Source organism: Marinobacterium aestuariivivens (assembly GCF_042661465.1).
GTDB classification, from domain to species: domain Bacteria; phylum Pseudomonadota; class Gammaproteobacteria; order Pseudomonadales; family Balneatricaceae; genus Marinobacterium_A; species Marinobacterium_A aestuariivivens.
The window spans coordinates 1,743,628-1,769,716 of the sequence record NZ_JBHSWE010000001.1 but is presented as its reverse complement, the minus strand read 5'-3'; the positions used below and the strand labels follow the sequence as shown (position 1 = coordinate 1,769,716).

Genomic DNA, 26,089 nt, shown 5'->3' with positions numbered 1-26,089 from the left:
ATGACAGTATTCGATCCGAAACAGATCCGCGACGGCCTCGATGCCTTCTCACCCCAGGATGTCACCCTCTGTGCACCGCCGCTGCAGGCGTACCTGGCGCATTATGGCCTGACGCCACTGATGTCCCGCTGCCGCTATGGCATGGGGATCGAGCGGATCGGGCCGCTGTCGCTGGTCGTACAGCTGTATCGACCGCTGCGGCCGGCCTACGGCACCGCCATCCTGGTGCACGGCTATATGGATCACGCCGGTCTTTATCGCCACCTGGTCGACTATCTGTTGCAGCACAACTGGCGCGTGCTGATCTATGACCTGCCCGGTCATGGCCTGTCCGGTGGCGGCGCACTCTCGATCGATCATTTTTCCACCTACGCCAGCCAGTTGTCGACATTGCTGGAACGCCACCGCGACGGGCTGGCGGGTCCCTGGGTCATGATCGGACAGAGTACCGGCGCCGCCATTCTGATGGAGCAGCAGCGCACCGCCACGGCGGCATCCCGGCAGTGGCCGGTGGCGGGCCGTATCTACCTGGCGCCGCTGGTCAGGCCGATGATGCTGGAGATGATTCAGCGCAAGTACCGCTGGTTCGGACGTTTCCTGAAGTACGTCAAGCGTATATACAGCGAGAATTCAGGCGACCCGGCGTTCGTACGTTTTGTGCGCGAGGAGGACCCGTTGCAGCACCCTTATGTCGCCGTCAGCTGGGTCGGGGCCATGCTCGAATGGATCGGGCAGATCGAGTCGAGTACGCCGCTGCCGGGCGAGCCGCTGGTGGTACAGGGGACCTTGGACGGCACCGTGGACTGGCGTCACAATGTCCAGGTACTGCAGAGACTCTATCCGTCGCTGCAGCTGGAACTGATCGACGAGGCCCGACACCATCTTGTCAACGAAACGCTGGCGCTGCGGCAGCAGGCATTCGCGCCGATCGGACGCCTGCTCAGCCGGGTGCTGCGGGCGGCCTGAGGTCAGAGATACTGCGGCAGTGCCGAACGTATCTCTTCGGGCGTCTGGGCGACCAGGTTTTTCTGGATTTCCGATTTGAGGTGCTGTTTCAGATCCGACTGAGCAGGCATTCGCGCCGATCGGACGTCTGCTCAGCCGGGTGCAGCGGGCGGCCTGAGGTCAGAGATACTGCGGCAGTGCCGAACGTATCTCTTCGGGCGTCTGGGCCACCAGGTTTTTCTGGATTTCCGATTTGAGGTGCTGTTTCAGATCCGGCTGAGCAGGCATTCGCGCCGATCGGACGCCTGCTCAGCCGGGTGCAGCGGGCGGCCTGAGGTCAGAGATACTGCGGCAGTGCCGAACGTATCTCTTCGGGCGTCTGGGCGACCAGGTTTTTCTGGATTTCCGATTTGAGGTGTTGTTTCAGACCCGGCTGAGCAGGCATTCGCGCCGATCGGACGTCTGCTCAGCCGGGTGCAGCGGGCGGCCTGAGGTCAGAGATACTGCGGCAGTGCCGAACGTATCTCTTCGGGCGTCTGGGCGACCAGGTTTTTCTGGATTTCCGATTTGAGGTGCTGTTTCAGATCCGACTGAGCAGGCATTCGCGCCGATCGGACGTCTGCTCAGCCGGGTGCAGCGGGCGGCCTGAGGTCAGAGATACTGCGGCAGTGCCGAACGTATCTCTTCGGGCGTCTGGGCCACCAGGTTTTTCTGGATTTCCGATTTGAGGTGCTGTTTCAGACCCGGCGACAGTATGGGCCGGATCAGGCCGAGGAAGCCCGGTTCGCAGAGGATATAGAGCTGGTCGAAGCGTTTCTGGCGCAGGCCTTCGTCCAGCAGGCCGCAGATCTGGCGGCCGAACTGCTGGGCCTCCTGATGGCGTGCCGTTTCGTCCCTGTTCATCTGGTTGCCGCCACGGCCGGCCACGCCGGAACTGATACCGGGGCCGTCGCTGACCAGATCTCCCTCGTGCAGGCGGCCTTCTTCATGCAGCAGGCTTTCGACTTCGGTCAGTCCTGCCGCGGGGGTGTCGGCACTGAAAATGCGGGCGTGACTGCGGTTCGCCGCGAGTATCCAGGTAGTGGGCATAATGAACTGTCTCCGTATCCGTTCTGATGGAACCAGAGGCAGTATAGTTGCTGGGATGCAAAGCGCGCGGCAGCCGGGTGGCCGCCGCGCAGGGGGATCAGAACAGGCGACGTACGCGGATGGTGCCTTCGATTTCGCTGATCTTCTCGAGCGCGACTTCGGAGTAGTCGGCATCAACGTCGATCACCACGTAACCGACCTTCTCGTTGGTCTGCAGGTACTGGCCGGAAATGTTGATGTTGTTCTCGGAGAAGACGGTGTTGATCTTGCCGAGGATACCCGGAACGTTGCGGTGAACATGCAACAGACGGTGCACGTTGGCGTGGGCCGGCAGCGCCACCTCTGGGAAGTTGACCGAGGTGATGGTCGAACCGTTGTCGCTGTACTTGACCAGTTTCTCGGCCACTTCGTAACCGATGTTTTCCTGGGCTTCCATTGTCGAGCCGCCCACATGCGGGGTCAGGATGACATTGTCGAATTCGCGCAGCGGCGAGACGAACTCGTCATCGTTGCTGCGGGGCTCGACCGGGAAGACGTCGACCGCTGCACCCAGCACACGACCGCTTGCAAGGGCTGCGCATAGCGCGTCGATATCAACGACGGTACCGCGGGCGGCATTGATGAAGATCGCGCCTTCTTTGATCTGGGCAAATTGCTCGGCGCCCATCATGTCCTTGGTCGCGCCGGTTTCCGGCACATGCAGCGAGATCACGTCACAGGTGGAGAGCAGTTCCTGCATCGAGCCGACCTGGGTGGCGTTGCCCAGCGGCAGCTTGGTCACGACATCGTAGAAGTAGACCAGCATGCCGAGAGACTCGGCCAGTACACTGAGTTGGGAGCCGATGCTGCCGTAACCAACGATGCCCAGCTTCTTGCCGCGGATTTCGTAGGCGTTCTTGGCGGACTTGAGCCAGACGCCGCGATGGGCCTTGGCGTTCTTTTCGGCGACGCCCCGCAGCAGCAGGATCGCTTCGGCAAGCACCAGCTCTGCGACGGAGCGGGTGTTCGAGTAGGGCGCATTGAAGACGACGATACCGCGTTCGGTGGCCGCACCCAGGTTGACCTGGTTGGTGCCGATGCAGAAACAGCCGATAGCGACGAGTTTTTCCGCCGCGTCCAGTACCTTCTCGGTCAGCTGGGTACGGGAACGGATACCGATGAAGTGAACATCCCTGATCTTTTCGATCAGTTCCTCTTCCGGGATGGAACCGGTGAGATATTCGATGTTGCTGTAGCCTTGTGCATTCAGGGTTTCGACCGCTGACTGGTGTACGCCTTCCAGCAGCAAAATCCTGATCTTGCTTTTTTCCAGAGAAGTGGTCTTGCTCATGTCTGTGAGACTCGTTAGATAAGATAGCGGGCGTTTGAGGCTCGCTATAGTAGCACAGACTTACATGAATGAGTTTGGCGCACAGTTGGGAGTTGCTGGAAATTTATTCAACTTGAGATGAGCAAAGCTGCGGCCGGACAGGGGGAACCGGCCGCGTCGGTTCAGCCGTAGAAACAGAGATAGGCGGTGGCCTGTTCGACCTTAAGCTGGAACTTCTGATGGGCATCGACATTGAATTCGCTGCCGGCCGGAAAACGCTGGAACTCGTCGCTGCCGGGCAGCTTGACAATCAGCTCGCCGCTGCAGACCTGCATGCGTTCCTTCTCGCTGGTGCCGAATTCATACTCACCGGCTTCCATCACGCCGGCCGTGACGCGGCCTTCGCTGTTTTCGAAGCCGATGGACTTGACCTTGCCTTCGAAATACTCGTTAACGTGCAACATTCTGGGTCCTCCGATTGAAAGCCAGCATCATAGAGGTAAGAGGCAGAAGTTAACAGGTAGGATGGGTGGAGCGATGCATTTCCATCGAGTCGCAGAATACTGCCTGAGTGCGGGTATCGCGTAACCCATCATATCGATCGTATTCCAGATCGATTGGCGTCGGCCGGCAGCAGGCGTTGGTGTTGGGTTGCGCGGCTTCGCCGCTCCACCCAACCTACGAGGAACCACATCGCGCAACCCGTCATATCGATCGTTTTACAGATCGATTGCCTTCGGCTGGTACCTGTGTCGGGTTTCGCGGCTGCGCCGCTCCACCCAACCTACACCTGATGCGTTTGTTTCAGCACAAAATCGACGAAGGCGCTGTTGGCGCGGGACAGGTAGCCGTTGCGGCGCCAGGCGATCGACAGGTCGAGCCAGACCGGCTCGTCGAAGGGGACCGCCACCAGGTCCGGGTCGTCGCGCAGCACCATCGCCAGCAGCGTCGAGATGCCAAAGCCCTGCTTCACGATCGACTTGATCAGTGGCAACAGGTTGGTCTCGAAACCAATATTGGGCGTCAGGCCGCTACGGTGCGCGAGGCGGTCGACCACCCTGCGATGGAAATAGCCTTGCTGAAACATGACCAGCTCTTCCCGGAAAAAGTCCTCATAGCGGACCTGCGCCTGGCGGGCGAAGGCGTGGTCGCGGGATACCGTTACCATCATCTGTTCACGCAGGAAAACACGGGACTCCAGCGCCTCGGGGACCTGTTCGGCGACGATGACGCCAAGGTCCAGCTCGCCTGTTTCGACCATCTGCTGCAGGCTTCCCGTGCCGGCTTCGACGACTTTCAGGCTCAGGTTGGGGTGGCGATGGCGAAAGGCCATCAGGATCGGCGGAAAGTAATAGGACCCCAGCATGCCGGGGATGCCAACGCGCACTTCGCCGCGGCTCAGACCCCGCAACTCGTCCATCTCCAGTCGGGCGTTATCGACGGCCTGGAGAATACGTCCGGCGTGCTGAAACAGCCGCGCGCCCTCGTCGGTGAGGCTGACCTTGCGGTCCTGGCGGTGGAACAGCGTCAGCTCCAGCTCGGCTTCGAGCTTGCGGATTGCCATGCTGACGGCCGGCTGTGCGACATGCAGTGTCTCGGCCGCCCGGGTGAAACTGTGCTGGCGCGCGACTTCGGCGAAATAACGCAGCGGCTTGATATCCATTGCATAAGGGTCTCTTATCGATGTGATAACAAGTATATATTTTTATGATGATGCTTGAAGCGCTAAGCTGGGTTTCGAATTGACCATCACCCTGAGGTGTCGAAATGATCGAAGCAGGCAGTCGGGCGTTCTGGCAGGCAACTCTGGCGCTCTGTCTGGGCTCGGTGATGATATTCGCCAACGTCTATGTCACCCAGCCACTGTTGCCGATGATCGCGACGTCTTTCGACATTTCGCCGCTGGAAGCGGGCTGGAGCTTTACCCTGACGACCCTGACGCTGGGACTGTCGCTGCTGTTCTACGGTCCGCTGTCCGATGCCCTCGGTCGCCGCGGCATCATGCTGCTGACGCTGGGGGCGTTGCGGTCACGACCCTGGCGCTGTCGCGGGTCGAGAGTTACGGCATGCTGCTGGCGCTGAGGGCGTTGCAGGGCTTTTTCCTGGGCGGTCTGCCAGCCATCGCCATCGCCTACATGGGGGACGAGTTCAGTCGCCGGGCGCTGATGCTGGCCGTGGGGTTCTATATCAGCGGCAATACGCTCGGCGGTGTAGGCGGGCGCCTGGTGGGCGGCTTCGTCGGAGAGCATTTCGGCTGGTCCCGGGCCTTTCTGGCGATGGCCGCGATCAGTGCGGTGCTGCTGGTCCTGGTCGCGCTGCTGCTGCCCCGCTCCAGCGGCTTCAGCCCCAAGCCGCTGCGCCCGGCGCTGATGGTGCGTGACCTGCTCGGGCACCTGCGCAACCCGCTGCTGCTGGGGGCCTATCTGGTGGGCGGGCTGAACTTCTTTATCTTCATCAACCAGTACAGCTACGCGACCTTCATGCTGGCCGAGGCTCCCTATCAGCTGTCGGCCCAGTTCCTGGGCATGCTGTTCCTGACCTATCTCAGCGGCACTGTCGGCTCGGCGTTGTCGGGGCGGGTGGCGCAGCGGCTGTCGCAACCGCTGTGTATGGCGCTCGGCATTCTGCTGCTGATGTGCGGCACGCTGGTGACGCTTATTCCCTCGCTGCCGGCAATCATTGCCGGTTTTCTGATCAACAGCTTCGGCTTTTTCTTTGCCCATTCGACGGCCAGCAGCTGGGTCAGCCGCCAGGCCGAGCATGCCCGAGCCAGTGCGTCGTCGCTCTATCTGGTGTTCTACTATCTGGGTGCCAGTTGTGGTGGCTTCTACCTGGCGCCGTTCTGGCACCACTTCGGCTGGCCGGGCGTGGTCCTGGCATCGCTGCTGGTGCTCTGTCTGACGCTGGCCGTGAGCCTGTTGCTGCTGCGGACCGAATTGCGGCGGGCGCTGGCGGCCTGAAGCGGCCTGGATGCCGCCGGCAACCGGGGTTATCATCGGGCTTTCGCGTTTTCGGAGTGGAGCATGAAATACCAACACCGTTTTGCCGATGGCACGACCATCGAGCTGCCGCTGGGCAAGGTGGTTTGCGTCGGACGCAACTACGCCGATCACGCGGCGGAGCTGAACAACCCGGTACCCACCGTGCCGATGCTCTTTATCAAGCCGGCAACTGCGGTGGTGCCACTGGACGAGCCGTTCGAAATTCCGGCCAATCAGGGGCGGGTGCATTTCGAGACCGAGATGTCGATCCTGATCGGCCAGCGTCTGTGCCGGGCCAGCGAGGCTCAGGCGGCGGACGCCGTTGCCGGGGTGGGACTTGCGCTGGATCTGACGCTGCGTGACCTGCAGGATGATCTCAAGCGCCAGGGACACCCTGGGAAAAGGCCAAGGGCTTTGACGGCGCCTGTCCGCTGTCGGCCTTCGTTCCCGCGGTCGGGGTCGCCGATCTGCAGGATGTGCAGATCCGGCTGAAGGTCAACGGTGAAACGCGTCAGGACGGCAACAGCCGCTTCATGCTGAACCCCGTACTGCCGCTGCTGAGTTACATCTCGCGGTATTTCACCCTCGAGCCCGGCGATGTGGTGCTGACCGGCACCCCCGCCGGTGTTGGCTCCATCCATTCCGGCGACCGGCTCGACGTCGAGCTGGTGGATATCCTGCGGCTGGAAACCTCGGTGCGCTGAACGCCGAATGATCGGCATATCCGGCAGGTGACGTATACACTGTGATTGACGGGGGGATGCCGGTCCGCTCCGTCCCGTTGAACCTGCCGGGAGAACAGCCGATGCCGACAGCGCTGGTGGCCGGGGCCACCCGGGGAATAGGGCGGGGGTTCGTCGAAGCGCTGCTGCAGCGCGACTGGAGCGTCTATGCCAGCTACCGCCACGCCGGGAGTGCCCAGGCCCTGGATGAGCTGTCCAGGCGCCATCCCGGGCAGCTGCGGCAGGTGCCGCTCGATCTCACCGATGAAGACAGCATTCGCGCCACCGTCGCGCAGATCGAGTCAGAGCTGCTCGAGCCGCTGGAGCTGGGCCTCTGTTGTGCCGGGCTGCTGCACGAAGGCGACCAGAGGCCGGAAAAGAGTCTGGCGAAGCTTTCACCGGACTGGTTTCAGCGCTCGATGGCCGTCAACGGGCTCGGCCCCCTGCTGTTGCTCAAGCATCTGCACCCGTTGCTGGTGCATCATACGTCCAGCCAGTACGCGGTGATCTCGGCCCGGGTTGGCAGCATAACCGAAAACCAGCTGGGTGGCTGGTACAGCTATCGGGCCTCGAAAGCGGCGCTGAACATGCTGATGAAAACCGCCGCGATCGAGATGGGCCGGCGTTTTCCCCATCTGCAGCTGCTCTGTCTGCACCCGGGTACCACCGATACCGAACTGTCCGAGCCCTTCAGTGCCCGGGTTCCGCGGGAAAAGCTCTTCAGTGTCGAGTGCACCGTGCATCAGCTTTTGCAGGTGCTCGAAGACAATCGCGGCGGCGAAAGCGGGCGCTTTCTGAGCTGGGACGGTAGCGAGCTGCCGTGGTGACGCATTCCAATTGACCCGTCACCCGTCACCCGTCACCCGTCACCCGTCACCCGTCACCCGTCACCCGTCACCCGTCACCCGTCACCCGTCACCGGCGGTGCGTTTGGCTGAGCAGTTTGGTGTTGGGTTTCGGCCCGCCGGGCCTATACCCAACCTACGAATCCGACAGCATCACACCTTACGCCTTACGCCTTACGCCTTACGTCAAACAGGCTACAGGGTCTTCAGATACTCGATCAGCGCCATGCGCTGCGATTCGCTCAGCAGCGGGCCGATAATGCCGGGGCCCTCGCCGTCGCGGAATTCGTGCCCGCCGTTGTGATTGCCGGGCAACCGGGTATCGAGTTCTGTCAGTCCGGCCGCTTCACCGGTCTCGTAGCCGACCCGGACCGGGTCGAATTCGCGGTTGCCGAGCCAGAAACGTTCCGGCCTTTCGGAAGCCGGCGACAGCAGTGCATGGAGGTTCGGCACCGAGCCGTTGTGCAGGAACGGTGCCGTGGCCCAGATGCCATTGAGCGGCCGCGCCTTGTAGCCGCCGGGGGCCTGCAGGCAGTTCGGCCTGAAGCCGTTCATGCGCTGCTGCCCGTCACTGCCGATACCGTGCTGGCGGTACCAGTAATCGGTCGTTTCCTGCACCACGGCGCCCAGCGAGAAGGCGAAAGAGGCATCGCTCGAATCGCTTATCTGCAGCGGTGTGCAGTCCTGGCCCCGGTAAACGACGGTGTCGATACCGAGGCCCGTGGTATCGACCCGGCGATCGGCCAATACCCGCGACTGCGCAGGGTCCGTGCCGATCTCGCCGGCCGGGATGATTTTCAGGCGCAGCAGGCGCTCGCCGTTGTCGTTCCGGACGGACCAGTAACGTTCGCTCCAGAAGGCCGGGTCGTCGGTGGCGGGCAGGTGGCAGCCCTGGCAGTGCTGCCGGTACAGGCTGCGGCCTTCGGCGGCACGCTCCCTGTCGATGACGCCAAGAATCGCCTCGGGCCAGGCCGGGGCCTTGAGACCGGTGAAGGTTCTGGCCCGGAACGGAGCCTCGGTACCGGCCAGCATCTGCTCGATTCGATGGAGTTCGTCGACCTTGACCGTCGAGTCGAAGCGCTGTTCGTCGTCCTCCAGGTTGACCAGGGCGGCCACCCCGAGGGCCTCGCCGGCATTGCGTACCATCGGTTGCATGATGGAGCCGTCGTACTGCACCCATTCGAACCAGGACGAGGTCCAGATATGGGGGTAGTTGACCGGCGCATTGGGCGTGACGAAGTTGTGCGGCTTGTTGGCGTCGAGCGCGAAGACCTGGTTGCCGATGCGGTTCAGCGCATCGAGGCGGGTGAAGCCTTCGGTGTTTTTCAGGCTGGCCTTCAGACCCTTGGCAATATCCTTGAGGGTGCGGCTCTCGCCGCTGGTATCGAGTTCGCGGGCGATGTCCCGCTGCTCCTCGGCCTCGATGGTCTCGAGCTGCAGGTCGATCAGTTCCATCAGGTTGGTCGAGAAGGCTTTTTCAGATCGCGGCGGTTGGCCCCGGTATTGCGTTCCCCGAGCACCCGGGCGGCAAAGCGGTCGAAGCGAACCTCGCTGTAGCGGGTCTCGAACATCGCCAGGAAGAGCACGATGGTGAATTCGGTGATATCGGTCATCGCCGGGCCGCCATCGTAGCGGATCGAGGTGCCCCTGTAGGTCATCTGGCCGGTGTGGCAGGCCGCACAGGTGAAGCCGATGGCATTGTAGCGGCGGCCGTCCACCGGGCTGGTGACGCCGTAATCGACGGCAAAGCCGACCGGCAGGCCGCTCTGGTTGAAGCGCGAGATCTCGCCGGGAATGAAGCCGAGCCGGGCGAGATAGTCCGGTGCCGAAACCAGTTCGCCGGCCCCGAACAGGTTGACGCCGGGCTGTTCCAGCGCCATGAACCATTCGAATGGAATCGGCAGGGTGGCGGTACCCTGGCTGACGTGATGAAACCAGTCGCGCTGGCTGCCGCGCCAGTCGTCGCCCTGTTCGAGCCAGACCACCCGGTCGACCGGCGTGGAGGGGGCAGGCTGCTGCAGGCGCCGAGGGCGAGCAGCGCGGGAAGGGCAGTGGCGAATCGGCGGAGCATATCAGGTCCCTCTGCTGGAGTTCAGATCAAACATCCGTTTGACGTTACCTGAGTTTAGTCCATCGGCAGCAATTGCCAAGCCCCTTCGATCTCAGTCCGTCAGGCGATCGTCGCGGTAATCCCGCAGCGCCTGCTCGATCTCCTCGGAGCTGTTCATCACGAAGGGGCCGTACTGCACCACGGGTTCTCCGATGGGGCGGGCGGCCAGCAGCAGCACGCCGCTGTCCTCGGCGGCACTCAGGTGGATGCCGTCGCCATCGCTCAGCACCCCGAGTTCACCGGCCTGCAGCGGTTCGCCGCCCAGCCTGACGGCGCCGCGATAGACGTAGACAAAGGCCTGGTGTCCGGCAGCAACCGGATGCTCAAGCGTTGTGCCGGCGGGCATGCGCAGGTCGACCATCAGCGGGTCGACACTGATACCGCCGACCGGTCCCCTGACCCCCAGAGACTCGCCGGCGATGATGCGGCGCAGGACGCCCTGCCCGTCGGTGGCTTCGGCGATGTCCCCGGGGGCGAGGTCGCGATAACGGGCCGGCTGCATCTTTTCGGCCGCCGGCAGGTTGATCCAGAGCTGGAAGCCCCACATCAGTCCCTGTTCCTGTTTCGGCATCTCGGAATGGATGATGCCGCGTCCGGCGGTCATCCACTGGGCGCCGCCGGCCTCGAGGCGACCGACATTGTCGAGGTGATCGCGATGCTCCATCTGGCCGGCGAGCATATAGGTCACGGTTTCGAATCCACGGTGGGGGTGCGCCGGAAAACCGGCGATATAGTCGTCGGGGCTGTCGGACTTGAACTCGTCCAGCATCAGGAAAGGATCGAGATTGCGCAGCGCCGGCGTACCGATCACCCGGTTAAGGCGAACGCCGGCACCGTCCGAGGCGGGCATGCCCTGGATACGTCGTTTCAGGGTACGTTCTTTCATCGGAGATCCTCCTGCAGTTGATGTACAGCAGCTTAGCTGCGCCGGGGATGGCGAAAAAGCGGAAATTACTGTGTCCAGTATTCAGTTTTTCTGCACGGTCTGCGTATCATGCGGCAGCCACAACAGAGACCTACCTGGGGGAGATGGGCATGCTTTGGGTCAAGACCTTTCATATCCTGGCCATGACCAGCTGGATGGCCGGCATTTTCTATCTGCCGCGCATCTTCGTGCACTACGTCGAGGGGCGCGAAGCCGGACAGGATGTGGCGCGGCTGGAGATCATGGCGCGCAAACTCTACGGTTTCATGACCATTATGGCGCTCTTTACGCTGGCACTGGGCCTCTGGCTCTGGCTCGGGTACGGCTTCAGCGGCGCCTGGCTGCACGCCAAACTGCTGTTCGTCGCATTGCTGATCGGCTACCACGGCTGGTGCCGGGCCTATCTGAAGAGCATGCAGGCCGGAACGCTGGACCGCAGCGGGCGCTATTTCCGGCTGTTCAACGAACTGCCGCTGCTGATCTTCGTGCCGATCCTGGTCCTGGTGGTCGTAAAACCATTCTGAGTCTTGGCGGAGGGGCTGGTAAGAATTGGAGGATGGGTGGAGCGATGCATTCGCATGTATTTCAACGGTGACCGCGAAGTATGGACATCGCGCAACCCATCATATCGATCGTATTCCAGATCGATTCGTTGGAGCCGGCACCGCTGTTGCATCACGGCTCTATTGACGGATACTGCCGTGCCACCTGCGACCAACGCGCCGTTGGCGCCTGTGATGGGTTACGCCGCGCCAGCCTGGCGGGATCCGAAAGAAAAACGCCATTGCGGCTCCACCCATCCTACGATTCATCACCGTCCAGCCGGCTCAGAATCCGCTGCAGGCGCGCTTCGAGGCGGTCGCTGTGCTGGCGAAGCTCGTCGACCTCGGCCATGAAGGCGTCCAGTTCCGGACGGGGCGGCAGCAGGCGGGCTTCCTCCTGCAGATATTCACCCATGTTGTGCATCAGGCTGTCGCCGGCCTGGCGCCAGTAACTGCGCTGCCAGCGCAGGAAGCGGGTCGCCTGGTGTGCCGGCAGGTCGCCGATCAGATCGCCCAGCAGGCCTTCCCAGTCGATATCGGCGCTGGCCAGCACCTGCTGCAGACGTGTCGCCAGGCCACTGTCGCCACTGACTTCAACCCCTTTGCCGAACAGGGCGGACGCCTTGTCGTCCGCGCTCACCAGGCGCAGCAGCGCGCTGGCGCTGCCGCGCAGGCGCGCATCGGGTTCGCTGCCATAATGCTGCTGCAACTGCAGCCCCTCGGCGTTCGGAATCAGAAACAGGCTGATCGCCGGCGAAGTGACCTCAACGGCGACCACGCGGCCGCCGAGCTGGGCCAGGGCTCTGAGGGTGACCGGGTCGCGCCGCAACAGCGCATTGAGACTCTCTTCGGCAACGGTCAGCAGGGTGGCGCTCAGCATCGGCAGTGGCATGGGGCTTTCTCCGGGCTCAGGGTTTGATGCCGGTGTGCAGCGCGACGATGCCGCCGGTCATGTTTTGATACTTGCATTGAACCAGTCCCGCCGCTTCCATCATGCCTTTCAGGGTTTCCTGGTCCGGGTGCATGCGGATCGACTCGGCCAGGTAGCGGTAGCTTTCGGCATCGTTCGCAATGACCTTGCCCATCTGCGGCAGGATGTTGAACGAATAGAAATCGTACAGCCGGGTCAACGCAGGGTTGTCGGTCTTGGAAAACTCCAGCACCATCAGCTTGCCGCCGGGTCTCAGCACCCGCGCCATCGAACGCAGGGCCGCGTCCTTGTCGGTGACGTTGCGCAGGCCGAAGGCGATGGTGATGACGTCGAAATGGTTGTCGGGGAAGGGCAGGGCTTCGGCGTTGGCCTGGACGAACTCGATGTTGCCGGTGGCGCCGTGGTCGAGCAGCTTGTCACGGCCGACCTTGAGCATGGAGTCGTTGATATCGGCCAGCACCACTTCGCCTTCGGGGCCGACCAGACGCGAAAAGCGCAGCGTCAGGTCGCCGGTGCCGCCGGCGATATCCAGTACCCGGTGCCCGCGGCGCACGCCGCTCTGCTCGATGGTCAGGCGCTTCCAGAGCCGGTGGATGCCCCCAGACATCAGGTCGTTCATGATGTCGTATTTGGCCGCGACGGAATGGAATACGTCGGCCACGCGGCGGGCCTTGTCCTCGACCGGGACTTCCTGGTAGCCGAAGTGGGTGGTGCTGTCTTGCTTCTGGTCGCTCATGGTCGCCGTTCGCTGCTTGAAGATGAATACCGGCATTGTACCGCGCTATGAACCCGGTATGAAAATACCCTGTCAGCCCCGCGCGATCATGCCGCCGTCGCGGGACGCTCCGGCCTGCTCGAGCTGACGCAGGTACTCCTGCCAGTAGCGCTCCTGGTCGTGGGCCAGGTCGTAGAGGTACTCCCAGGTATAGAGGCCGCTGTCGTGACCGTCGTCGAAAACGATCTTCAGCGCATAGTTGCCGGCCGGTACCACCTGCTTGATGCCGACCAGTTTCTTGCCGGTCTGCAGCACGCCCTGACCGATGCCGTGGCCGCGCACCTCCGCCGACGGCGAATGGACGCGCAGAAACTCGGCGGTCAGCTCGAAACTGCCGTCAGGATAGAAAAGTTCCAGGGTGCGGGACTTCAGGTGCAGCTTGATATCGGAGGGAAGAGGGTGGAGTTCATGCTGTTATTCCAGGAGCAGTGGATGGATTAGCTTGCCGCTTGCAGGTTGAAGCTACTGTCTAGCTTAGCGATATTGTTGGATTTCGGCTCTGCGGGCCGCCACCCAACCTGCGACAGGCAAGACCGGAGGGTGGGTAGAGGGATGCATCGGCACGAGCTCAACGTCGTCCGGGCGGTCTGGGCATCACGAAACCGCCAGGGATGGTGGAAATCCTGAAAACGCAGGAGCGGTTTTCAGGGAACCCGCCATATCGATCGCAGTACAGATCGATTGGTGTCGGTCGGCACCTTTATTGTTGGGTTTTGGCCCTGCGGGCCTCCACCCAACCTACGATCGAAGCTCTTACAGAATATAGTGACTCAGGTCCTGGTCCTGGCTCAGTTCGCCGAGATACTTGTCGACGTAGGCCGCATCTATCAGCAGTTTCTGGCCGTTCAGGTCCGAGGCGCCGAACGACAGCTCCTCGAGCAGGCGCTCCATCATCGTATGCAGCCGGCGGGCGCCTATGTTCTCGGTCTGCTCGTTGACCTGGTAGGCCAGCTCGGCGATACGGTGGATGGCATCGTCGCTGAACTCCACCTCGACGCCTTCGGTCTTCAGCAACTCGCGATACTGCTCGGTGAGGCTGGCATTGGGTTCGGTGAGGATGCGGCGGAAATCCTCCGGCGTCAGGGCGTTGAGTTCGACGCGGATCGGCAGCCGGCCCTGCAGTTCCGGAATCAGGTCCGACGGGCGCGCCAGATGGAAAGCGCCGGAGGCGATGAAGAGAATATGATCGGTCTTGACCATGCCGTACTTGGTGCTGACGGTGCAGCCTTCGATCAGCGGCAGCAGGTCGCGCTGTACGCCCTCGCGGGAGACGTCGCCACCGGTATTCTCGGTGCGCTTGCAGACCTTGTCGATTTCGTCGAGGAAGACGATGCCGTTCTGCTCCACCAGGTTCACCGCACTCTGCTTGATCTCTTCCTCCTTGACCAGGTTCGCGGCTTCCTCGTCGGTCAACAGCTTGAAGGCTTCCTTCACCTTCAGGCGCCGGCTCTGCTTGCGGTTGCTGCCAAGGTTGGCAAACATGTTCTGCAGCTGGCTGGTCATCTCCTCCATGCCCGGAGGCGACATGATCTCGACGCCGGTCCTGGGCTGGGCGACCTCGATTTCGATCTCCTTGTCGTCGAGTTGATGCTCGCGCAGCTTCTTGCGGAAGATCTGGCGGGTGGCGCTGTCGGTGCGGGACGGCGCCGAGTCGGAGCCGTCGCTGCGGGCCGGCGTCAGCAGGGCATCGAGAATGCGCTCCTCGGCGGCCTCTTCGGCACGGAAGCGCACCTTGTCCATCTCCTGTTCACGGACCATCTTGATTGCCATGTCGACCAGATCGCGGACAATCGTTTCGACATCGCGGCCAACATAGCCGACTTCGGTGAACTTGGTCGCCTCGACCTTGATGAAGGGGGCGTTGGCCAGCTTCGCCAGGCGCCGGGCGATCTCGGTCTTGCCGACACCGGTCGGGCCAATCATCAGGATATTCTTGGGCGACACTTCGGCGCGCAGTTCCTCGTTCAGCTGCATGCGGCGCCAGCGGTTGCGCAGCGCGACGGCAACCGAGCGTTTGGCGGCATCCTGACCGACGATGTGACGGTCGAGCTCGTGGACGATTTCACGCGGAGTCATGTTGGACATCTTTCTCTCCTAGCCATGCCGGTCAGACCGCGGCATCCAGCTCTTCGATGGTCAGGTTGTCGTTGGTGAAAACGCAGATATCGGCGGCGATATGCAGGCTCTTCTCGACGATATCGCGCGCCCCGAGCTCGGTATTGGCGACCAGCGCCTTGGCCGCGGCCAGGGCATAGTTGCCACCGGAGCCGATGGCGATGATGCCGTCTTCCGGCTCGATGACATCGCCGCTGCCCGAAATCAGATAGGTCTTGTCCCTGTTGGCGACCAGCATCAGCGCCTCCAGGCGCCGCAATACGCGGTCGCTGCGCCATTCCCGCGCCAGGTGGATGACGGCGGTGACGATATTGCCCTGATGCTTGTCGAGCTGCTGCTCGAACAGGTCCCGCAGGGTGATGGCATCGGCGGTGGAACCGGCGAAACCGGTGATGACCTGGTGCTTGGGCAAACGGTTGACCTTCTTGGCCGTGCCTTTCATTACGGTGTTGCCCAGGGATACCTGGCCGTCGCCGCCCACGACTACCTTGTCACCCCGGCGCACGGAAACGATCGTTGTCATCAGTTGCTCCTGCTGTAAGCGTATTACGCAGAAGATTGAGGCGGCAGGCCGAATTTCAAGCTTGGGAGGGGAAATAAGCGCACGCAGGGCGGCGCCTCGCCGCGAAAAGGGGCGCGAGGACATTCGCTGCGGGGCGCAGCTCCTACTGCTTGATCTGCATCGGCTGGATGTTCATCTTCGCCATCTTGCTCTCGGCCTTTCTCAGTTCCTGGTAGGTGATGAACGGGCCGGTGCGGACGCGGTACCAGGTGCCGCTGCTGCCTTCGACCCGGCTGGTGTGGACATTCGGCAGGCCTGCCAGCAGCAGCTGGGCCCGCATGCGTTCGGCGTCGGCCTGTTCGCGGAAGGAGCCGGCCTGCAGCAGGTAGCTGCTTTCCAGTTTGGCGGTGCGGGGGTCGACTTGTAGGCTTCGACCTTGGGCGCCTCGACTTCGCTCTTGGGCAGCATCTCGTAGAACTCGAAACGACTCTGCTGAGGCGTCTCTTCGGCCGCCGGCGCCGGTTGCGGCGCAGCCTTGGCCGGCACCGGCGCTTTCGGCTCCGGTGCCCTGGGACCGCGACCGGCGCCGGTGCGCCGGACTGCAGGCCGGTCAGCGCATAGAGGCCGTACCCCAGGGCGCCGACCGCGACCAGCGTCACCAGCAGCAGGACACGGGGCCCGCGCACGGGTGGCGGGGCGGCCTTGGCCGGTCGGGACGGGGCGCTGCCGCGACTGCGGCTGGCGCCCGAAGAGCGGCGGTTTTTCTGGGCGAAGTCCTTGCGCGATGCCATCGTATTACATCTGTTCCGGGGCCGAGACGCCGAGCAGGCGCAGACCGTTGGCCAGCACCGGCGCACGGCGGCGCTGAGGGTGATGCGGGCGTTGCGCAGCTCGGTCTCGTCGATCAGCATCTTGTGGGCGTTGTAGTACGAGTGGAAGTCATTGGCCAGCTCGCGCAGGTAGTTGGCCAGCACATGGGGCTCGAAGTTCAGCGCCGCATTCTGCAGGGTTTCCGGATACTTGCCGAGCTTGGTGATCAGGTCCTTCTCGTGCTCGGTATCCAGCAGATCGAGGCGCGCCAGACCGGCTTCGCGGTTCCAGGACCAGCCGGCCTCGTCCAGCTTGCGCAGCACCGAACATACGCGGGCATGGGCGTACTGGATGTAGTAGATCGGGTTGTCCTTGGACTCGGACTTGGCCAGCTCCAGGTCGAAGTCCATGTGCTGTTCGGACTTGCGGGTGACGTAGAAGAAGCGGCAGGCATCGTTGCCGACTTCGTCGCGCAGCTCGCGCAATGTCACGAAGGAGCCGGAGCGGGTCGACATCTGCACCCGTTCCTCGCCGCGGTAGAGAATGGCGAACTGCACCAGGCGCACGACCAGGCGTTCCGGGTCGTAGCCCATGGCTTCGAGCGCCGCCTTGACGCGGGTGATGTAGCCGTGGTGGTCGGCGCCCCAGATATTGACCACCTTGTCGAAACCACGCTCGAACTTGTTCATGTGGTAGGCGATATCGGAGGCGAAGTAGGTGGTCTGGCCATTGGCGCGACGCACGACCCGGTCCTTGTCGTCGCCGAAGCGGGTCGAACGGAACCAGAGGTTGCCCTCTTCCTCATAGAGGAAGCCCTTTTCCTGCAGCTTCTGCAGCGCGCTTTCGACGTCGCCGTTGCGGGTCAGGGAGCGCTCGCTGAACCACTCCTGATATTCGATGCCGAAGCCCGAGAGGTCGTCGCGGATATCGGTCAGGATGGCGTCCAGGCCTGCATCGAATACCCGGCCGTAGCCTTCGTCACCCAGCAGCTCGCGGCAGCGCTCGATCAGCGCATCGATGTGCAGTTCCTTGTCGCCGCCGGCCGGTTCGTCCGCCGGGATGTTGGCGAAGACGTCGGTGGCCGAATGACGCAGGCTGTCGCCCTGGCGTCGCTTGAGTTCGCGGGCGATGTCATGGATGTAGTCGCCCTTGTAGCCGTTGCTCGGGAATGCGAAGTGTTCGCCGCACTGCTCGAGATAGCGCAGCCAGACGCTGGCGGCGAGGATGTTCATCTGCCGGCCGGCATCGTTGACGTAGTATTCGCGGTGTACCTGGACGCCTGCGGCTTCCAGCAGGTCCGAGACGGTGGCCCCGTAGGCCGCGCCGCGACCGTGACCGACGTGCAGCGGACCGGTCGGGTTGGCGGAGACGAACTCGACCTGGACGCGTTCGCCGCTGCCGGCGGGTTGACGGCCGTACCGTTCGCCGGCGTTCAGGATCTCCTCGACGACACGGTTGGCGGCATCGGCATTCATGAAAAAGTTGATGAAACCGGGCCCGGCAATCTCGGCCTTGTCGAGTTGCGCCGAGGCGGGCAGTGCGGCAACGATGGCCTGGGCCAGCTCACGCGGGTTTCGTCGGGCAGCCTTGGCCAGAGTCAGAGCGACATTGGAGGCGAAGTCACCGTGGCTTTTGTCACGGGTGTTTTCGACCATCACCTTGGGCTCGGTGTCGGAGGGCAGGGTGCCGTCAGCAACCAGGGTGGCGAGCGCAGAATCGATCAGATCCGCAATATGTTGTTTCATCAGCTATCCGTTACCGGTTCAGAGTGTATAAGAATCGACCGGGCATTATCGCTTTTCGGCGCGCCGTTGTTAAGGGTCAAAAGCTGTCAACGGGGTCCACATCCAGGCTCCAGCGTACCTGGCGCGCCTGCGGTAACTGCTCGAGCAGGGGGCAGAGTTCCGTGAGCAACTGCTGCAGGGCCCTACGGTTGTAACTCTGCAGCAGCAACTGCGCGCGGTAGTGTCCGGCGCGTTTTTCCATCGGCGCCGGGATCGGGCCCAGCAAGTGGACGTCGGCGGGCAACTGCCGGGACGCGCCGAGCTGGCTGCAGAGCGCACTGAGGAAGGCCTCGGCCCGGCCGGGCTTCGTGGCCTCGGTGCGCAGTAGCGCGTAATGGATGAACGGCGGCAGTGCGCTGTCACGGCGAAGTGCCAGCTCGCGGGTCGCGAAGGATTCGTAGCCCTCGTCGACCAGGCGCATCAGCGTCGGATGGTCGGCGTGGTGGGTCTGCATCAGTACGCGCCCGGGGCGCTCTGCGCGACCGGCCCGGCCGGCGACCTGCAGAATCAGCTGGGCGGTGCGTTCCATGCCGCGAAAGTCGGCGCTGAACAGACCGGCATCGGCATCGAGAATCACCACCAGGGTCACGGCCGGGAAATGATGACCCTTGGCCAGCATCTGGGTGCCGACCAGGATGCAGGGTTCGCCCTTGTGGACGCGGTCCATGATTTCCTGCATCGCGTGACGGCGCTGGGTGCTGTCGCGGTCGACACGGATCACCTCGGTGTCCGGGAACAGGCGCTGCAGGGCCCCTTCGGTACGTTCGGTGCCGGCGCCCTGGGGCTTGAACTCCTCGCTGCCGCAGCCGGGGCAGCGGCGCGGGATCGGTCGCTGATGGTCGCAGTGGTGGCAATGCAGGTGGGGCGGGCTGCGGTGCAGTGTCATGCGGGCATCGCAGCGGTCGCAGCCGAGCGTTTCGCCGCACTGGTGGCACATCAGCGCCGGTGAGAAGCCGCGGCGGTTGAGAAACACCAGTACCTGATTGCGCTGTGTCAGTTCCGCGCCGATACGCCGGACCACCTCCTGCGACAGGCCGTCCTGCAGCGGCTGCTGACGGATATCGTAGAGCTCGAAGGCCGGCGGCCGGGCGTTGCCGGCGCGGCGGGTCAGGCGGGCATGCCGATAGCGGCCGGCGAGGGCATTGTGCAGGGTTTCGAGGAGGGTGTCGCGCTGCCGAGTACCACCGGCGTCCGCTCCGAGCGGGCGCGCATCACGGCCAGGTCGCGGGCGGAATAGCGAAAGCCTTCCTGCTGCTTGAAGGAGGTGTCGTGCTCTTCGTCGACGATGATGATGCCGGGGGACTGCAGCGGCGTGAACAGCGCCGAGCGGGTGCCGATGACGATGCGCGCCCGCCCCTCCCGTGCCTGGCGCCAGGCTTCGAGACGCTGGCGATCGGTCATGCTCGAATGCAGGGCCTGGACCGGCACCCCGAAACGGGTGCGAAAGCGGCTCAGGGTCTGGGGGTAAGACCGATCTCGGGCACCAGCACCAGGGCCTGATGGCCTTGCGACAGCACCCGGTCGATGGCCTGGAGATAGACTTCTGTCTTGCCGGAGCCGGTGACGCCCTGCAACAGTACCGGGTTGAAGCCGTCACTGTGGAAAATCTGCTCCAGCGCCTGCTGCTGCTCGTCGTTCAGGGCCAGCGCGGGCTGGCGCAGCACCCCCTGTGTCCCGGAGCCGTCGTTGTCGTGCGGCGCCCTGTCGAAGCGCTCGGCCAGTCCCTTCTCGACCAGTCCGTTCAGCTGGCTGGGGCTGAAGCCGGCCGCACGTATGGCGTCGCCATCAAGCCCTTCAGGCTGTTCCAGCAGTCGCTGCAGCAGTTCGCGCTGGCGCCGGGCCCGGGCGCCGATGGCGTCGACGCTGGCGCCAGCGGTGGCGCGCCAGCAGGGCTCGGGTTCCGCGTCGGTAGCAGCACCCTTGCGCAACAGTACCGGCAGGGCCTGGTGCAGGACGTCTCCGACCGGATGCTGGTAGTAGTCCGCCGCCCAGCAGGCCAGCTCCAGCAGGTGCATGGGCAGCGGCGGTTCCCGGTCGAGGATTTCGAGCGCGGGCTTGAGGCGGTCCCGCGGCAGGTCCGACTCGTCGGTCACCTCGAGCAGCACGCCAACCAGCTGGCGCCGGCCGAATGGCACCCGCACCCTGACGCCCGGCGTCGGGGGCTGTCCGGCGCCGGTTCCGGCGGCAGATAATCGAACAGTCGGCGCAGTGGCGTCGGAAGTGCGATGCGAAGGATGCTCATGGTGTCGGCGTCTGCTCCTGAAGCCGTCCAGTGTAGGTGGTTTGGCCCGCGTTATGAAGGCGTTTGTATTGCAGCTCCACGGGCGTGCGCGTATAATGCGCCCCCTTGGTTGCAAGCTTGCAACAGACATCCACAGAACGAAAGTGCGGTGCCCGACGCATAGAGATCGGGTGGCGGCACGGTTTATCGAGGTTTCCCATGAAAACTGGTATCCACCCGAAATACGAAGACGTTACCGTGACCTGCTCCTGCGGTAACGAGATGAAGACCCGTTCCACTATGTGCCAGAACATGCACGTGGACGTCTGCAGCCAGTGCCATCCTTTCTACACCGGCAAGCAGAAAGAAGCGACCAGCGGTGGCCGTATCGACCGCTTCAACAAGCGCTTCGGTGGTCGCAAGCTGTCCAGCTGATGCGGACGGTTCCTCCCGGAATTCTGAAAAAGGCACTCCTCGCGAGTGCCTTTTTTGTTGCCGTGTCGCTGGCCCATGGGGCCTGCCTGCCGGGCGGTGATGGTTCGGCGGTGCGCGTGCGGCAGGTGCTCGATGGTGACACCCTGGTGCTGGCCGACGGACGTCATGTGCGACTCATCGGCGTCAACACGCCCGAGATGGCGGGCAGGGGGCGCGGTGCCGAGCCCCTTGCCCGGGAGGCGCATCAGCTGCTGCAGCGCCTGGCCGGCCGGGGCGCCGGCCTGCGGCTGTATGGGGGCGCAGGATCTGGACCGGTATGGCAGGACCCTGGCACACCTGGTCGATGGCGATGGTCGCCTGCTGTCCGAAGCCCTGATCGCGTCGGGCCTGGGATTTGCGCTGGCAATACCGCCCAATACCCGTCTCGCGGGCTGTCTCTTTACCGTCGAGCGGCAGGCGCGCCTGCAGCGGCGCGGGCTCTGGCAGCGGTCTCCGGTGGTCCGGCTCGACGCAAAGCCGCCGCTGCGTTCGGGGTTCGGTGTCTGGCGCGGCCGCGTGAGCGGTGTCGGCGGATCCGCACGGGGCGCCTGGCTGGAGCTGGAGGAGCGCATTTTCGTCAGGCTGGGGCCGGGTGATTTACCGGCCCGGGCACGGCAGCTCGAAGGTCGGGTCGTCGAGCTGAGGGGCTGGCTCATCGATCGTCGGCAAGGAGGGCGAAAACTCGACAGCGGGCGTCTGCGCTGGCTGCTCGATATCCAGGACCCGCGCCACCTGAGTCCGGTTGACTGAGGCGCCTGTTCCGTCCCGGTTCAGGTCCGCCTGACCCTGCCTGTTAGGCACAGCAGGCGACGATTTCGCATCAGTTCGGGGTTATTGTAGCTATAAGGCCTTTTCTATATGATGCTAGGCCCGCAAATTTACAACCTGTTGGAACCCGCAACCATGTCTGAACAGTTCAAGAAAGCAGCGCTCGATTATCACGAGTTTCCGCGTCCGGGTAAAATCAGCGTGGAAATTACCACCCCTGCAGAGTCCGCCCGTGATCTGGCGCTGGCCTACAGCCCGGGTGTTGCTGAGCCTGTCCGCGAAATCGCCAAGGATCCGGACAACGCCTACCGTTATACCGCCAAGGGCAATCTCGTCGCCGTCATCTCGAACGGCTCCGCGATTCTGGGACTGGGCGACCTCGGTCCGCTGGCGTCCAAGCCGGTAATGGAAGGCAAGTCGCTGCTGTTCAAGAAGTTTGCAGGTATTGACTCGGTCGACATCGAAGTCGATGCCGAAAGTCCGCAGGCCTTCATCGATACCGTGGCGCGCATCGCCGAAACATTCGGCGGCATCAACCTCGAGGATATCAAGGCGCCGGAGTGCTTCGAAATCGAGCGCACCCTGATCGAACGCTGCCACATCCCGGTCTTCCATGACGATCAGCACGGCACTGCCATCGTCACGGCCGCCGGCATGATCAACGCACTGGAAGTGGCCGGCAAGAAAATCGAAGAAGCCCGCATCGTCTGCCTGGGCGCCGGCGCCGCCGCCTCTGCCTGCATGAAACTGCTGGTCAACATGGGCGCCAGGGTCGAGAACATCTACATGATCGACCGCAAGGGCGTGATCCACTCGGGCCGTAACGATCTGAGCCCGGAGAAGGCTGCCTTCGCCACCGAAACCGAACTGCGTACCATGGATGATGCGATCGAAGGCGCCGACGTCTTCGTCGGCCTGTCCGGACCGGACCTGCTGGCGCCCGAGCAGCTGGCGAAAATGGCCTCCAACCCGATCGTCTTCGCCTGCGCCAATCCGGACCCCGAAATTCGTCCGGAACTGGCCCATGCCACCCGCAGCGATGTGATCATGGCGACCGGTCGTTCCGACTTCCCGAACCAGGTCAACAATGTCCTGGGCTTCCCGTTCATCTTCCGCGGCGCGCTGGACGTTCGCGCGACCGAGATCAACGAAGCCATGAAAGAGGCGGCGGTGCACGCCATTGCCAATCTGGCGAAGCAGGAAGTCACCCAGGAAGTGCTGGACGCCTACGAGCTCGAGTCGCTGGAATTCGGCCCGGAGTACATCATTCCGAAACCGACCGACAGCCGTCTGTTCGGTGCCGTTTCCATGGCTGTGGCCCAGGCCGCCGTCGACAGCGGTGTTGCCCGCCTGCCGATTCCGGCGCACTACCCGCTGACGACCGTTGCCGACCTCAAGAAGTGATGCGTCGGTAAGTCAACAAGAAACCCGGCTTCGGCCGGGTTTCTTTTAGGGTTACGCGTAACCCTAAAAGAACCGTAGGATGGGTGAAGCCGCAATGGCACTGTACTGCCAGTGCGCCGGGAATCATATGCGGCGTAACCCATCAATGACACCGGTTTCTGCGGTGCTTGTCTGATACCCAGAGATGGGGTTCACGACGCTCTGGCTGTGGAAGAATCGGATATCTGGTAACCATGCGTCGTTCCGCCCATCCTACGATCTGCGATCAGCCACATCCCTCGACTCGCCCCTTACGACTTGCCGCTCACCGTCAAAAAATATCGTCAGTGGTCAGGGCGCCGCCACTGCGGTTGCCCGCGGTGCCGTGTGCCGGCTGGGTCGGTACGTCCTCCGCGCGGAATACCTCGAAGATCGCATTGTTCTGTCCCGGATAGGCAAGCAGGCCGCTGCTCGGGTCGATCTTGACCCGGACAATGCCGTCCGGCTGGGTCGGGCCGTTTTCCGGTGCGTCGGCCAGGGCGCTCTGCATGAAGTCTATCCAGATTGGCAGCGCGGCGGTGCTGCCGAACTCGCGCCGGCCGAGCGTCTGTGGCTGGTCGAAACCGACCCAGGTGGTCGCGACCAGATCGCGGTTGAAACCGGTGAACCAGGCGTCTTTCTGGTCGTTGGTGGTGCCGGTCTTGCCGGCCAGATCGCCGCGTTCGAGCACCCGTGCGCGGGTCGCGGTGCCCTGGCGGATAACGTCCTGCAGCATGTTGTACATCAGGTAGGCCGTGCGCGGGTCCATAACGCGCGGTGCCACCGGCTGCGCCGCTGCTTCTGTCGGTTGCGCAGCGGCATCTGCCGGCTCCGTCCCGGTGTCGCAGTCTTCGCAGACCCGCGCCGGGCGCGCCTCCTGAATGAGGTTGCCGTACGGGTCCTCGATGCGTTGGATCAGGTAGGGAGAGACGCGATAGCCGCCGTTGGCCAGGGCGGCATAGCCGGTGACGATCTCCAGCGGCGTCAGGTCGGCGGTGCCGAGCGACAGCGAGAGGTTCCGGGGCAGGCGCTCGGGGTCGAAACCGAAGCCCTGAATATAGTCGACAGCGGTCTCGATGCCGATGGCCCGCAGCAGCCGGATCGAGACCAGGTTACGGGACTTGTACAGACCTTCGCGCAGGCGCGTCGGGCCGTAGAACTGGCGGCTATAGTTCTCGGGACGCCAGCTGCTCTCGAGGCTGGCGTCATGGAAAACCACCGGCGCATCATTGATCAGGCTGGCCGGGGTAAAGCCGTTTTCCAGTGCCGCCGCGTAGACGAAGGGCTTGAAGTTGGAGCCCGGCTGGCGAAGGGCCTGGGTGGCGCGGTTGAACTTGTTGAGGTTGAAGTTGAAGCCGCCGGCGAGGGCCTGGATGGCGCCGTCGTTCGGTTTCAGCGCGGCGAAGGCGCCCTGGACCTGGGGCAGCTGGCTGAGCCGCCAGCCGTTGTCGGTCGCCTGTAGGCGGATGACGTCGCCGACGGACAGAATGTCGGTGGCTGTCCTGGGGGCGGGGCCGACCAGGTTGCTGCTGCGGTAACGGCGGGCCCATTCGAGCTCCGGCCACTCGACGACCGTCTCCTCGCCGTTGCGCCGGCTGGCGCGAATGCTCTTGTCCATCACCTCGGTCACGATGGCCGGCTCGAGACCGGCGTAGCTGGTCATGCCCGCGAGGGTGCTGGCGACCAGTTCAGGGGTGGGGGCCGTGTCGAGTTGCGACTCGGGCCCGCGGTAGCCATGGCGCTCGCTGTAGGCCAGCAGTCCGTCGCGCAGAGCCCTGTTGGCCGCTTCCTGCATGCCGCTGTTGATGGTGGTGTAGACGCGGAAGCCGTCGTTGTAGAGGTTTTCGCCGTACTGCTCGAACAGCTCGCTGCGGACCATCTCCGCGATGTAGGGCGCGTCGAGCTCGATGTCGGCGCCATGGTAGCGTGCCGTCAATGGCGAGGCCGCGGCCTCTTCGTAGTCCTGGTCGGAAATGTAGCCCAGGCCGTGCATGCGCTGAAGAATCCAGTTGCGGCGCTCCAGTGCCCGGTTCGGGTTGCTGATCGGGTTGTCGGCGGACGGAGCCTTGGGCAGTCCCGCGATCATCGCCTTCTGTGCCAGCGTCAGTTCATCGATGCTGGCGCCGTAATAGACGTTGGCGGCGGCCTCGATGCCGTAGGCGCGCTGGCCAAGATAGATCTTGTTGACGTAGAGCTCGAAGATCTCCTCTTTCGTCAGCTCCTGCTCGATGCGCAAAGCCAGCAGAATCTCGTTGAACTTGCGGGTGAAGGTCCGCTCGCGGGTGAGGAAGAAGTTCTTTGCCACCTGCATGGTGATGGTGGAACCGCCGCTCTGAATCTGGCCGCTTGTGGCCAGCTGCATTGCGGCGCGCGCCAGTCCCTTGATGTCGATGCCGATATGCTCGAAAAAGCGGCTGTCCTCTGCGGCCTGGAAGGCCTGGACGAAGTCTGTGGGGATGCTGTCGTAGGCGACCGGAGTGCGGCGCTTTTCGCCGAATTCGGCAATCAGCTTGCTGTCGCTCGAGTAGATTCTCAGCGGGGTCTGGAACTGCACTTCCCGCAACGTATCGACCTCCGGGAGCTCTGGAGCCAGGCTGTAGTAAACGCCGGCAACTGCCAGCAGCACCAGTACGAAACCCGCCAGGGCCAGTTTTAGCAGAAATTTTGCCAGCGAAAGAAACACGCCCATGCTACCTTTGAATAAACCGTTAGTGGGTTGCCGTCATTATATCGGCTGGCTGCCCGGCCACTCTAGCGTTGCGCAGTTTTATTTTGCGTGGTTTATAGTTAGAGTTGCTTAGGTGCAATGGATAACCCTG

At 63.3% G+C, this 26,089-nt stretch carries 23 protein-coding genes and 3 pseudogenes; 8 read left to right on the top strand and 18 right to left on the bottom strand.

Annotated features, from left to right (window positions below; translation table 11 throughout):
• On the top strand, window positions 1–966 hold the full coding sequence (locus ACFQDL_RS09250) for an alpha/beta hydrolase (RefSeq protein WP_379908746.1): 966 nt from the start codon (window positions 1–3) through the stop codon (window positions 964–966).
• Window positions 967–1,596: 630 nt separating this feature from the next.
• Here ACFQDL_RS09250 and ACFQDL_RS09245 read toward each other — a convergent pair.
• From ACFQDL_RS09245 to ACFQDL_RS09230, 4 genes are all read right to left on the bottom strand, one after another.
• Entirely contained in the window at window positions 1,597–2,034 is a 438-nt protein-coding gene (locus ACFQDL_RS09245) for a host attachment protein (protein ID WP_379908745.1), read from the bottom strand.
• A gap of 97 nt (window positions 2,035–2,131) precedes the next feature.
• A complete protein-coding gene (serA, locus tag ACFQDL_RS09240; protein WP_379908744.1) occupies window positions 2,132–3,364 on the bottom strand; it encodes a phosphoglycerate dehydrogenase in 1,233 nt (410 codons plus the stop codon).
• A gap of 161 nt (window positions 3,365–3,525) precedes the next feature.
• Window positions 3,526–3,807, bottom strand: a complete 282-nt coding sequence (gene ppnP / locus ACFQDL_RS09235; RefSeq protein ID WP_379908743.1) for a pyrimidine/purine nucleoside phosphorylase — start codon at window positions 3,805–3,807, stop codon at window positions 3,526–3,528.
• Between the two features lie 320 nt (window positions 3,808–4,127).
• Entirely contained in the window at window positions 4,128–5,006 is an 879-nt protein-coding gene (locus ACFQDL_RS09230) for a LysR family transcriptional regulator (protein ID WP_379908742.1), read from the bottom strand.
• Between the two features lie 104 nt (window positions 5,007–5,110).
• Here ACFQDL_RS09230 and ACFQDL_RS09225 point away from each other — a divergent pair.
• From ACFQDL_RS09225 to ACFQDL_RS09215, 3 genes and pseudogenes are all read left to right on the top strand, one after another.
• A pseudogene (locus ACFQDL_RS09225) lies at window positions 5,111–6,303 on the top strand (MFS transporter).
• A 63-nt stretch (window positions 6,304–6,366) separates the two neighbouring features.
• Window positions 6,367–7,028, top strand: a pseudogene (locus tag ACFQDL_RS09220) (fumarylacetoacetate hydrolase family protein).
• Window positions 7,029–7,129: 101 nt separating this feature from the next.
• Window positions 7,130–7,873: an SDR family NAD(P)-dependent oxidoreductase gene (locus ACFQDL_RS09215; RefSeq protein ID WP_379908741.1), complete on the top strand. Its 744-nt coding sequence runs from the start codon at window positions 7,130–7,132 to the stop codon at window positions 7,871–7,873.
• Between the two features lie 213 nt (window positions 7,874–8,086).
• Here ACFQDL_RS09215 and ACFQDL_RS09210 read toward each other — a convergent pair whose 3' ends face one another.
• The 3 genes from ACFQDL_RS09210 to ACFQDL_RS09200 all read right to left on the bottom strand — a co-directional run bounded on the left by ACFQDL_RS09210 (window position 8,087) and on the right by ACFQDL_RS09200 (window position 10,887).
• Entirely contained in the window at window positions 8,087–9,346 is a 1,260-nt protein-coding gene (locus ACFQDL_RS09210; RefSeq protein ID WP_379908740.1) for a di-heme-cytochrome C peroxidase, read from the bottom strand.
• Window positions 9,346–9,876, bottom strand: a complete 531-nt coding sequence (locus ACFQDL_RS09205; protein WP_379908739.1) for a hypothetical protein — start codon at window positions 9,874–9,876, stop codon at window positions 9,346–9,348. The genes ACFQDL_RS09210 and ACFQDL_RS09205 overlap by 1 nt, the downstream gene beginning before the upstream one ends.
• Window positions 9,877–10,053: 177 nt before the next feature.
• Entirely contained in the window at window positions 10,054–10,887 is an 834-nt protein-coding gene (locus ACFQDL_RS09200; RefSeq protein ID WP_379908738.1) for a pirin family protein, read from the bottom strand.
• Between the two features lie 149 nt (window positions 10,888–11,036).
• Between ACFQDL_RS09200 and ACFQDL_RS09195 the strand changes: the two genes are divergently transcribed.
• Window positions 11,037–11,450 carry a CopD family protein gene (locus ACFQDL_RS09195; protein WP_379908737.1) on the top strand — a complete coding sequence of 138 codons (414 nt, stop codon included), beginning with the start codon at window positions 11,037–11,039 and terminating at the stop codon, window positions 11,448–11,450.
• A gap of 277 nt (window positions 11,451–11,727) precedes the next feature.
• Here ACFQDL_RS09195 and ACFQDL_RS09190 read toward each other — a convergent pair whose 3' ends face one another.
• The 10 genes and pseudogenes from ACFQDL_RS09190 to ACFQDL_RS09145 form a co-directional block, all read right to left on the bottom strand.
• Window positions 11,728–12,360 carry a ubiquinone biosynthesis accessory factor UbiJ gene (locus ACFQDL_RS09190; protein WP_379908736.1) on the bottom strand — a complete coding sequence of 211 codons (633 nt, stop codon included), beginning with the start codon at window positions 12,358–12,360 and terminating at the stop codon, window positions 11,728–11,730.
• Window positions 12,361–12,376: 16 nt separating this feature from the next.
• Window positions 12,377–13,135 carry a bifunctional demethylmenaquinone methyltransferase/2-methoxy-6-polyprenyl-1,4-benzoquinol methylase UbiE gene (gene ubiE, locus ACFQDL_RS09185; protein ID WP_379912986.1) on the bottom strand — a complete coding sequence of 253 codons (759 nt, stop codon included), beginning with the start codon at window positions 13,133–13,135 and terminating at the stop codon, window positions 12,377–12,379.
• Window positions 13,136–13,207: 72 nt separating this feature from the next.
• Complete coding sequence (locus ACFQDL_RS09180) at window positions 13,208–13,558, bottom strand: gamma-butyrobetaine hydroxylase family protein (RefSeq protein ID WP_379912984.1); 351 nt, start codon at window positions 13,556–13,558, stop codon at window positions 13,208–13,210.
• Between the two features lie 369 nt (window positions 13,559–13,927).
• Entirely contained in the window at window positions 13,928–15,259 is a 1,332-nt protein-coding gene (gene hslU, locus ACFQDL_RS09175; protein WP_379908735.1) for an ATP-dependent protease ATPase subunit HslU, read from the bottom strand.
• A 22-nt stretch (window positions 15,260–15,281) separates the two neighbouring features.
• The gene (hslV, locus tag ACFQDL_RS09170; protein ID WP_379908734.1) at window positions 15,282–15,812 is read right to left on the bottom strand and encodes an ATP-dependent protease subunit HslV; all 531 of its coding nucleotides are present in this window, start codon (window positions 15,810–15,812) and stop codon (window positions 15,282–15,284) included.
• A 142-nt stretch (window positions 15,813–15,954) separates the two neighbouring features.
• Window positions 15,955–16,131 carry an SPOR domain-containing protein gene (locus tag ACFQDL_RS09165; protein ID WP_379908733.1) on the bottom strand — a complete coding sequence of 59 codons (177 nt, stop codon included), beginning with the start codon at window positions 16,129–16,131 and terminating at the stop codon, window positions 15,955–15,957.
• A gap of 455 nt (window positions 16,132–16,586) precedes the next feature.
• Window positions 16,587–18,346 (bottom strand): annotated as a pseudogene (gene argS / locus ACFQDL_RS09160) (arginine--tRNA ligase).
• A gap of 76 nt (window positions 18,347–18,422) precedes the next feature.
• A complete protein-coding gene (priA, locus tag ACFQDL_RS09155; RefSeq protein ID WP_379912982.1) occupies window positions 18,423–19,496 on the bottom strand; it encodes a replication restart helicase PriA in 1,074 nt (357 codons plus the stop codon).
• Window positions 19,493–19,786 (bottom strand): DEAD/DEAH box helicase, encoded by a 294-nt coding sequence (locus ACFQDL_RS09150; RefSeq protein ID WP_379912980.1) that lies wholly within the window; start codon window positions 19,784–19,786, stop codon window positions 19,493–19,495. The genes priA and ACFQDL_RS09150 overlap by 4 nt, the downstream gene beginning before the upstream one ends.
• A 50-nt stretch (window positions 19,787–19,836) precedes the next feature.
• Window positions 19,837–20,520 carry a primosomal protein N' family DNA-binding protein gene (locus ACFQDL_RS09145; protein WP_379908732.1) on the bottom strand — a complete coding sequence of 228 codons (684 nt, stop codon included), beginning with the start codon at window positions 20,518–20,520 and terminating at the stop codon, window positions 19,837–19,839.
• 305 nt (window positions 20,521–20,825) lie between these two features.
• Between ACFQDL_RS09145 and rpmE the strand changes: the two genes are divergently transcribed.
• The 3 genes from rpmE to ACFQDL_RS09130 all read left to right on the top strand — a co-directional run bounded on the left by rpmE (window position 20,826) and on the right by ACFQDL_RS09130 (window position 23,252).
• Entirely contained in the window at window positions 20,826–21,041 is a 216-nt protein-coding gene (gene rpmE / locus ACFQDL_RS09140; protein WP_379908731.1) for a 50S ribosomal protein L31, read from the top strand.
• Window positions 21,042–21,257: 216 nt separating this feature from the next.
• Complete coding sequence (locus tag ACFQDL_RS09135) at window positions 21,258–21,830, top strand: thermonuclease family protein (RefSeq protein ID WP_379908730.1); 573 nt, start codon at window positions 21,258–21,260, stop codon at window positions 21,828–21,830.
• 153 nt (window positions 21,831–21,983) lie between these two features.
• Window positions 21,984–23,252 carry a malic enzyme-like NAD(P)-binding protein gene (locus tag ACFQDL_RS09130; RefSeq protein ID WP_379908729.1) on the top strand — a complete coding sequence of 423 codons (1,269 nt, stop codon included), beginning with the start codon at window positions 21,984–21,986 and terminating at the stop codon, window positions 23,250–23,252.
• A 310-nt stretch (window positions 23,253–23,562) separates the two neighbouring features.
• On the opposite strand, the gene ACFQDL_RS09125 is transcribed toward ACFQDL_RS09130, so the two are convergent.
• On the bottom strand, window positions 23,563–25,959 hold the full coding sequence (locus ACFQDL_RS09125) for a penicillin-binding protein 1A (protein WP_379908728.1): 2,397 nt from the start codon (window positions 25,957–25,959) through the stop codon (window positions 23,563–23,565).
• Between the last annotated feature and the right edge of the window lie 130 nt (window positions 25,960–26,089).

Bases quoted from the DNA above. Each gene is read 5' to 3' on its own strand.
- ACFQDL_RS09250 (WP_379908746.1), top strand. From the start codon at position 1: ATGACAGTATTCGATCCGAAACAGATCCGCGACGGCCTCGATGCCTTC.
- ACFQDL_RS09150 (WP_379912980.1), bottom strand. From the start codon at position 19,786: ATGACCGATCGCCAGCGTCTCGAAGCCTGGCGCCAGGCACGGGAGGGG.
- ACFQDL_RS09215 (WP_379908741.1), top strand. From the start codon at position 7,130: ATGCCGACAGCGCTGGTGGCCGGGGCCACCCGGGGAATAGGGCGGGGG.
- ACFQDL_RS09210 (WP_379908740.1), bottom strand. From the start codon at position 9,346: ATGGAACTGATCGACCTGCAGCTCGAGACCATCGAGGCCGAGGAGCAG.
- ACFQDL_RS09165 (WP_379908733.1), bottom strand. From the start codon at position 16,131: ATGCGGGCCCAGCTGCTGCTGGCAGGCCTGCCGAATGTCCACACCAGC.
- rpmE (WP_379908731.1), top strand. From the start codon at position 20,826: ATGAAAACTGGTATCCACCCGAAATACGAAGACGTTACCGTGACCTGC.
- ACFQDL_RS09190 (WP_379908736.1), bottom strand. From the start codon at position 12,360: ATGCCACTGCCGATGCTGAGCGCCACCCTGCTGACCGTTGCCGAAGAG.
- ACFQDL_RS09200 (WP_379908738.1), bottom strand. From the start codon at position 10,887: ATGAAAGAACGTACCCTGAAACGACGTATCCAGGGCATGCCCGCCTCG.
- ppnP (WP_379908743.1), bottom strand. From the start codon at position 3,807: ATGTTGCACGTTAACGAGTATTTCGAAGGCAAGGTCAAGTCCATCGGC.
- ACFQDL_RS09230 (WP_379908742.1), bottom strand. From the start codon at position 5,006: ATGGATATCAAGCCGCTGCGTTATTTCGCCGAAGTCGCGCGCCAGCAC.
- hslU (WP_379908735.1), bottom strand. From the start codon at position 15,259: ATGTCCAACATGACTCCGCGTGAAATCGTCCACGAGCTCGACCGTCAC.
- ACFQDL_RS09245 (WP_379908745.1), bottom strand. From the start codon at position 2,034: ATGCCCACTACCTGGATACTCGCGGCGAACCGCAGTCACGCCCGCATT.
- ACFQDL_RS09125 (WP_379908728.1), bottom strand. From the start codon at position 25,959: ATGGGCGTGTTTCTTTCGCTGGCAAAATTTCTGCTAAAACTGGCCCTG.
- serA (WP_379908744.1), bottom strand. From the start codon at position 3,364: ATGAGCAAGACCACTTCTCTGGAAAAAAGCAAGATCAGGATTTTGCTG.
- hslV (WP_379908734.1), bottom strand. From the start codon at position 15,812: ATGACAACGATCGTTTCCGTGCGCCGGGGTGACAAGGTAGTCGTGGGC.
- ACFQDL_RS09195 (WP_379908737.1), top strand. From the start codon at position 11,037: ATGCTTTGGGTCAAGACCTTTCATATCCTGGCCATGACCAGCTGGATG.
- ACFQDL_RS09130 (WP_379908729.1), top strand. From the start codon at position 21,984: ATGTCTGAACAGTTCAAGAAAGCAGCGCTCGATTATCACGAGTTTCCG.
- ubiE (WP_379912986.1), bottom strand. From the start codon at position 13,135: ATGAGCGACCAGAAGCAAGACAGCACCACCCACTTCGGCTACCAGGAA.